Genomic DNA, 7,805 nt, shown 5'->3' with positions numbered 1-7,805 from the left:
TCGCGGGCGCCTTCCGATGGTGCGTTTTGTCCTCCGACATCAAATGCGTCGGAGAATCGAACGTGCGGGTACTGGCTATCGCGCCGAATTCCTACAAGGACTTCCCTGATCTTCTCGACAGCATGCATAGACTTCGGGCGCGCGTTTTCGGCAAGCGCCTGAACTGGGATGTCAACGTCAAGGATGGGCGCGAAGCCGACGGCTTCGGTGATCGCCAGCCGACCTACATCCTGGCGGTGACGGGCCGAAACACGGTCGTCTGCTGCGCTCGTCTGCTTCCCGCAACGGACCCGACTCTCCCCTCGGTGCTGTTTCCCGAACTCGCCGAACGCGGGCTGTTCCAGCCGCATGCGACCATGATCGAGAGCTCGCGCTTCTGCGTCGACACGACCGTCGAAGCGGGGAGGGTAGGGCAGGCGCTCCACGATGCGACCTGGACCAGGTTCGCCGCCATCATCGAATGGTCGATGGCGCGAACGGCTATTCCGAACTCATCACCGCGACGGACGTCCGGATCGAACGCATCCTGCGCCGCACCGGCTGCGGGCCTCGCCCGCGTCATCATCGGCGCATTCATGAATGCGATCTACAACCGGAGCGGCGAGATGACAGGGAGGGCGCTGTTCCTGCTCGACGAGGTGGCGCGCCTCGGCTTCATGCGGATTCTCGAGACCGCCCGCGACGCCGGCCGCAAATACGGCATCACCCTCATCCTGCTGTTCCAGTCGATCGGCCAGATGCGCGGGACCCGGGGCGGCCGGGACGCCGCGAGCAAATGGTTCGAGTCGACGAGCTGGATCAGTTTCGCCGCCGTCAACGATCCCGAGACCGCCGACTACATCTCCCGGCGCTGCGGTGCGACCTCGGTCGAGATCGACCAGATCAGCAGCTCGTCGCAATCCTCCGGCTCCTCGCGCACCCGATCGAAGCAACTCGGGTCTTGGCCGCTGATCCAGCCGCATGAGGTGCTGCGCATGCGCGCCGACGAGCAGATCGTCTTCACGGCCGGCAACGCACCGCTGCGCTGCGGCCGCGCCATCTGGTTCCGGCGAGATGACATGAAGGCCTGCGTGAGAGTGAACAGGTTCAAGCCAGAGAAGGGCCGAGCGTTGTGAACGTGATGCTGACTGGAGCACACAAACCTTCACGGAAATAAATCGATGGTGCCGGACCGATTCATAATTGTCGTTGGACGCCAAATCTCGCCGATGGGATTCTGGCGCCATGCGCGCCCAGCCCTATCAGCTCTATGTCGAACGCCGGGATGCCTCCAGGAACGTGGCCCGCTTCTACGCCATGTCGATCGAGCAAACCCTGTTCGGACAGGCCTGCCTGATCCGGCGCTGGGGACGCATCGGCACTCATGGGCAGACCATGCAGCATTCCTTCGACCAGGAGGACGAGGCCGTGCAGCTCTTTCTCGACCTGCTGCGCCAGAAGCGCAATCGTGGTTATCACCCGACGGGCGTGCGCGGCTGAGCCGGTGACGCGGTCGAGATCCACGACGAGTTTCTCTTTCCTTCCCCTCTTTCTTTCAATTCTTGGCGCTCTACAGCGGTGCTGAAATCGTCGGCGTTGAGGCCGATTCCTACGACGTCCTGCCTCCGGCGCGCCCCTTAGAAACCCGGGAGCATCGGAAGCACCGGGGAGAACCGGCAGCACCGGAATACACGAGCACTACTGCTATCCAGCACGACTTTGTTTTAGTTCGCAAAATTCCAGAATGCTGCGCCAAACGGCGCAGCATTACACCTTGGGTCACTCCAAATCATGTGCAATAGCGGTCGTGAAAATCCGATTCACCGATGCGAACACGTCGTTCTGACGGGCGTATTCACCCGTTGCCGTTTGGGGTCGGTGAGCGCATCTATCGGTGCAAGACGGCAGAAAGGAGCAACAGATGGCGAACGGGCGGCAGGCTTCCGTAAGACGGTTGAAGATGGCGGAGCGCGCCCAGGAACAGATGGCGCTACACTTCCCGGGCACGTCGTCCGAGTTTATATGGCACCGCAAGACGAACGATGGCTTCACAACCGTGCCCCGCACGATGCCAATCGTCATGCAGGCGATTGACGCCCTCTCGAAAGGCAGTCCAGCCGGTCACACGCTGTTTGCTCTCTGGGCGCGGTCCCCCGACATGCCGTTCCTCACAATTGAAAACCCGATGACCTTCGCAGCGGAAGCGGGGTTCTCGGGAGAGCGCGCCGTCGACACCTGGCGCAAACGAATGAAACTCCTGCGGGAGCACTGGTTCATCATGACCAAGCCCGGACCATCCGGGGAATTCCACTATGTCCTGCTCGTCAGCCCGAACGCGGCCGTCGAGTGGCTCCGTACTCAGGGAAAGGTCCAAGATGGAATCTATGCCCGGTTCATTGACCGGTTGATGGAGGTCGGTGCATTCGGTGAAATCGAGGCCTTGCGCGAATATATTGCGAAGCTCCCGGCAGCTGAAAACACGAATGCGGCAGTAGCCGCGTCCGCCACAGCACCTCCACCGCCGCCTCAGGGGTCGTTAAGCGATCCGGGAGCACAAACATGAAGCGCGGAAAAGAAAAAAGCCCGCCAGAGGCGAGCTTTTCCCTTCTACCGTATGACGATGAGGGTGGTGTTACCCCGCGACCTCACGCGCCTTTCTATGTGCTTTTACGCCATTCGACACGTCGCTGTCAACGCACGTACGGGCGAGCCTGAACTAGGAACAACGACAATGCCGTTCACGCCCGAGGAAATCCATAGCCTGCCAGCGGTGCTATCCGCGCCGCGTTTCGCCACCTACCTGGTCGAGATGGCCAGCGACAAGGAGGCGGCGCTCGAACTCTACCGCTGGAATCTGGAGCTCTCGGCAGCGTTCTTTGTTCCGTTGCAGATATGTGAGGTCAGTGTCCGTAATTCAATCGTGTCCGCCATCGAGGGCACCTATGGTCCCAATTGGCCTTGGGAAAGAGGCTTTGTCATCAGCCTCAGAGATCCGCTCCGGGCCTATAGCCCCAGGCGCGATCTGATGGATCTGGCAAACAGACTGCCGACGGCGGGCAAAATCGTTGCCGAGCTGAAGTTCGTGTTCTGGGAGCGGATGTTCACCAGGAGCCATGACGCGGCCGTGTGGAACCGTCATTTCAGGACGGCCTTTCCGAATGCCGACGCCGCAAGAACCGTCCAGCAACTGCGAAGCGATGGCTTCGACAGGTTGCAGAAGATCCGGGACCTACGTAACCGCATCGCGCATCACGAGCCGATTTTCCGGCGCAACGTCCAGGAAGAATATGAGCGTATCCGTTCCATCGTTGCCTGGACCGACAAGACGTCCGCCGATTGGCTCGACAAGGTCGAAACCGTGACCGGCCTGATCGGGCAAAAGCCATAGCGGCGAGCTTTATCCCGGATAGTATGGAAACAGGCGGCCTGGAGTGCATCACTCGGGTGTCCTCCGACATCGACCGCGAGCGTCTTCTCAACCTCAGCCAGCTGCCGGTTCGCTCTCCGACAAGGGCCATTACGCCAGGGCCAACCGGGCGCCACGGGCTCGGGGTGTCGTGCCTTCCATCCCCCTTCAAATCCAACGCGAAAGAACGAGCCACCCTCTTCCCAAAGGCGCTCATGCCGGCCGTGCCCGCATAGAGCAGTGCTTCGGAAAGCTCAAGCGATTCAAGCGCGTCGCTCTGCGCTGCGAGAAGACCGAATGTGGCTTTGCCGCCATCGTTGCCCGCGCCTTCAGCTCTGTCCTCATCAAATCCGTCCACACCACCCAACCCTTTCAGGAGTTCAGACCTCCAGCAAACTCAGGACCGCTCATGTTTGACCTCTTCAAAAATGCACGGCGGGCAAATGCCTCATTGGCAAAGCGCATGTCGCGCACGGTCACAAATGATGCAGCCACATACCGCTATCCGGCTAACGCAACGTAATATTCTCCGACAAAAGTCGCCTTGCCTAACATTAAATCGAGTGTTAGCTATCGTATAAGTTGTGCAGTTGCGCTCATACGCGTCTTATGAAGCTGATGCGGGCGTAAGGTCGGATTCCGGCCGGGGTGTGCTCGTGCTTATGTTGCGGTTCCACGGCGTCCCCGCGGAGGCAGATCAATTGCGTCATCAGATCGGATCCACGTCCATCGGTGTGACGGACATGCTGCAATCTGCGCGCGCGTTCGGCCTCAAGTCCCTCATCGTATCATCCGCCTGGCCGAAGCTCGCCGGGACGCCATTGCCCGCCATCGCCGAGCGCAAAGATAGGTCGTTCATTATTGTCGCCAAGCCGGACGTGCGCAACGATCTGGCGAAAGACATGAACGTTTCGGCCATCAAGCGAAAATTCTGGACGAGCCGACAGATCATTATGCGGGTCCGGAATGGAGTATTGAGCCGCAACCCTCCCCGAAAGCGCGATTACTTCATTACATACATTCAGTTATATGATAACTTAAAAAGTATCAATTTGGAAAATATAATATTCAATAATCGCCACATAACAGTGAATTATTGTCATTTTATAATTAAATTATTACTATATATATTCTTTGAATATCATCGCATCAAAATAAATAAAAAATCAATATTTGGTATATTGATTCCATGAGCTACTCTGAAAATAACCCAGAAAGACGGAATATGCTGGCGCTCCCAATTATTGGGGCGGCAGTATTTTCTGGTGCGGTGAACCTCCTGGCACTCACGGCCCCGCTGTTCATGCTGGAACTTTACGATCGGGCGATTCCGAGTCGCAGCATTCCAACGCTCATAGCCCTCCTGATCCTTGCGGTCGGTCTCTTTGCCGTTTCCGGCTTCCTCGACATCGTGCGTGGCCGGGTCATGAGCCGGGTTGCCGGCCTCATCGACACGCAGATATCAGCCCGGGTTTTCTCGACCATCGCCGGCGCTCCTCTGCGTATCAGAATGAACGGCGACATACTGAAGCCTGCCCAGGAAGCCGACCAGATCAGGATGTTCCTTTCCGGCCTCGGACCATCGGCGCTCTTTGACCTGCCATGGATGCCCGTGTTTCTGGGCGTGTGCTTCTTCTTGCATCCGCTAATCGGCTGGCTGGGGGCCGGCACGATGGCGATACTGGTGGCGCTGAGCGTCGTATCAAGCCTGTTGACCAGCCGGCGCACGGAACGATTAGCGGCAGCAACGGCTAGGCGCAACCGCTTTGGCGAGGCGGCCTTTCGCAACGCCGAAGCCATTGCTGCCATGGGGATCTTGCCCCGCGCAACGGAACGATGGAACGCGGCCCATGGCCAAGCGAACAGATTACAGCACGAGGCAAACGACATTGCCGGGATATTTGCGGGGGTGTCGCGATCGCTGCGCCAGATCGTCCAATCCGGCACGCTCGCACTCGGCGCGTGGCTGGTGATCCAGGGCGACATGACCGGAGGCGCGATCGTTGCCAGCTCCATCATCGTTGCAAGGGCGCTGCAGCCGATTGAACTGGTGATCGCCAACTGGCGCGGCATGATCGCTGCCCGGCAGGCATGGCAGCGCCTCGATGAGTTGTTCCGGCACTTTCCAGTCGATTGCCAGCAGCGAACCATGCTTCCGGCGCCGGGCAAGTCGCTTTTGGTGGAAGGCGTGTTCGCAGCTCCGCCCGGCGAGCGCCAGCGCATGACGGTGCAGAATGTGAGTTTCCGGGCGGAGGCGGGCAGCGTCATCGGCATCATCGGGCCGAGCGCTTCGGGCAAGTCCTCGCTTGTGCGCACCATTACCGGGGCATGGTCTGCGGCGCGCGGCCGCGTATGCCTCGATGGCGCGAGCCTCGACCAGTGGCCAACAGAGGAGCGCGGCCGGCATATCGGCTACATGCCGCAGAGTTCCGATCTGTTTCCGGGGAGCATCGCCGAGAACATCGCGCGCCTCGACCACAGAGCCAGCCATGCCGATATCGTCGCCGCGGCGCAGGCCGCCGGCGTGCATGACATGATCGTTGCCCTGCCGGACGGCTACGAAATGCAGGTGGGAGACGGTGGGGCCGGGCTGTCTGCCGGGCAGCGCCAGCGCATCGCTCTCGCCCGCGCGCTCTTCGGCAATCCCTTCCTTGTCGTCCTGGACGAGCCGAACTCCAATCTGGATGTGGAGGGCGACAAGGCCCTGTCGCAGGCGATCGCCGGCGTGAAGGCCCGTGGCGGCATCGTCCTTGTCGTCGCACACCGCAATAGCGTCATGGCGCAGATCGACGTCTTGCTCATGATGGAAAATGGTCTTGCCCGTGCCTTCGGCCCGCGTGACGCGGTGCTGAAATCGCTCCAGCGGCCGTCCACGAGGCCAGCTCGCTCAGCCCCCGCGCCAGCGCTAGCGGTAGTCGAAAACGATGGAGCCGGGCAGCAATGATCGAAGCACGCGCACATCTGAGCCGTTCGCTGCGCCGCAACCTCATCGCGGGCGCGATCGGCATTGTGCTCCTGTTCGGCGGCATCGGCAGCTGGGCCGCAACGACAGAGCTGTCCGGTGCGGTGATCGCCTCGGGCATCCTGGTGGTCGATGGCAACGCCAAGAAGATTCAGCATCTGTCCGGGGGCATCCTGTCGGACCTGCTGGTGCGCGAAGGGCAGCATGTGGATGCGGGTGACGTTCTCATCCGGCTCGATGCGACGGTGACCCGCGCCAACCTAGCCGCCATCACGCAGAACCTCAACCAGCTCCACGCCCGTCATGCGCGCCTGGCGGCCGAACGCGATGGCGCCGACACGGTCGAGGTCCCACAGAGCCTGCGGTCGCGGCTGTCAGAGGCGGAGGCCGATGCTGGCATGGTCAGCGAGCGGCGGCTGTTCGAGGACCGTCGCTCGTCCCGGGAAGGGCAGAAGGCCCGCCTGCGCGAACAGGTCGGGCAGTTTCGCCAGCAGATCATCGGCCTTGAAGACCAGGAGAAAGCCAAGGCCGACGAGATCGAGCTTGTCGAACTGGAATTGACCGGCATCCGGCCCCTCTATCGCCAGGGGATCGTCACGCTGAACCGGCTCAACACGCTCGAGCGAAACGCCGTACGGCTGCGGGGTGAACGCGGTCAGCTCGTGGCCTCGATCGCCGCGGCGCGGACCCGTATCTCGGAACTGGAAGTGCAGCTTCTCCAGATCGACCAGCAAATGCGCGCGGAGGTCGCAGCGGAGTTGCGCGATGTCGAGAACGACCAAGCGACGCTTCGGGAGAAGGAAGTCGCCGCTCTTGATACCCTAAAGCACATCGAGATCACCGCCCCGATTGCCGGCGCGGTGCATCAGCTCGCGGTCCATACGGTCGGCGGGGTGGTCACCCCGGCCGAGACCCTGATGCAGATCGTGCCGCAGATCGGCGCACTGACCGCCGAGGCGCGCATTGCGCCACAGGACATTGACCAGCTCACCCTTGGGCAAAGCGCCACCTTGCGGCTCACCGCCTTCAACCGGAACACGACGCCCGAACTGTTCGGGGTTGTCGTTCGCCTGTCGGCCGATCTGGAAGCCGACCCGCAGACCGGCGCGGCCTTCTATCGGGCCGCGATCTCCATCCCAGGCCCGGAGATCGCGCGGCTACCCACGGGGCTGTCGCTGGTCCCGGGGATGCCGGTGGAAGCTTTCCTCATGACGGGCGACCGCACGGTCGCCTCCTATCTGCTCAAACCGCTCAGGGACCACGCGACGCGGGCGTTTCGCGCGGACTGAAGCGTCCTTCGTCAACCTTGCACCAGAGGGAATGCGCACATGGCCGTGATCAATGGAACTACGGGGAACGACAGCCTGACCGGCACGGCGGCATCCGACGAGATCAACGGTCTCGACGGCAATGACACACTGAGCGGACTTGCCGGTGACGATATCCTCAATGGCGGGG

At 61.2% G+C, this 7,805-nt stretch carries 7 protein-coding genes and 1 pseudogene; all 8 read left to right on the top strand.

What is annotated here, in order from left to right:
- Positions 1-1,115, top strand: a 1,115-nt coding sequence (locus V5F61_RS20955) for a type IV secretory system conjugative DNA transfer family protein (protein WP_393990589.1), incomplete at its 5' end; no start/stop codon positions are given.
- A gap of 109 nt (positions 1,116-1,224) precedes the next feature.
- A complete protein-coding gene (locus V5F61_RS20950; protein WP_393990590.1) occupies positions 1,225-1,479 on the top strand; it encodes a WGR domain-containing protein in 255 nt (84 codons plus the stop codon).
- 421 nt (positions 1,480-1,900) lie between these two features.
- The gene (locus V5F61_RS20945; protein ID WP_393990591.1) at positions 1,901-2,542 is read left to right on the top strand and encodes a hypothetical protein; all 642 of its coding nucleotides are present in this window, start codon (positions 1,901-1,903) and stop codon (positions 2,540-2,542) included.
- A gap of 168 nt (positions 2,543-2,710) precedes the next feature.
- On the top strand, positions 2,711-3,367 hold the full coding sequence (locus tag V5F61_RS20940) for a hypothetical protein (RefSeq protein WP_393990592.1): 657 nt from the start codon (positions 2,711-2,713) through the stop codon (positions 3,365-3,367).
- 602 nt (positions 3,368-3,969) lie between these two features.
- Positions 3,970-4,578, top strand: a complete 609-nt coding sequence (locus tag V5F61_RS20935) for a cysteine peptidase family C39 domain-containing protein (protein ID WP_393990593.1) — start codon at positions 3,970-3,972, stop codon at positions 4,576-4,578.
- A gap of 32 nt (positions 4,579-4,610) precedes the next feature.
- Positions 4,611-6,329 carry a type I secretion system permease/ATPase gene (locus tag V5F61_RS20930; RefSeq protein ID WP_394104081.1) on the top strand — a complete coding sequence of 573 codons (1,719 nt, stop codon included), beginning with the start codon at positions 4,611-4,613 and terminating at the stop codon, positions 6,327-6,329.
- Positions 6,326-7,636 carry an HlyD family type I secretion periplasmic adaptor subunit gene (locus V5F61_RS20925; protein ID WP_393990595.1) on the top strand — a complete coding sequence of 437 codons (1,311 nt, stop codon included), beginning with the start codon at positions 6,326-6,328 and terminating at the stop codon, positions 7,634-7,636. The genes V5F61_RS20930 and V5F61_RS20925 overlap by 4 nt, the downstream gene beginning before the upstream one ends.
- Positions 7,637-7,675: 39 nt before the next feature.
- A pseudogene (locus tag V5F61_RS20920) lies at positions 7,676-7,805 on the top strand (calcium-binding protein); the annotation flags it as partial.

The sequence above is a fragment of the Xanthobacter sediminis genome, from assembly GCF_043195015.1.
Classification (GTDB): Bacteria; Pseudomonadota; Alphaproteobacteria; order Rhizobiales; family Xanthobacteraceae; genus Xanthobacter.
This window is presented reverse-complemented; position numbering and strand designations above follow the sequence as displayed.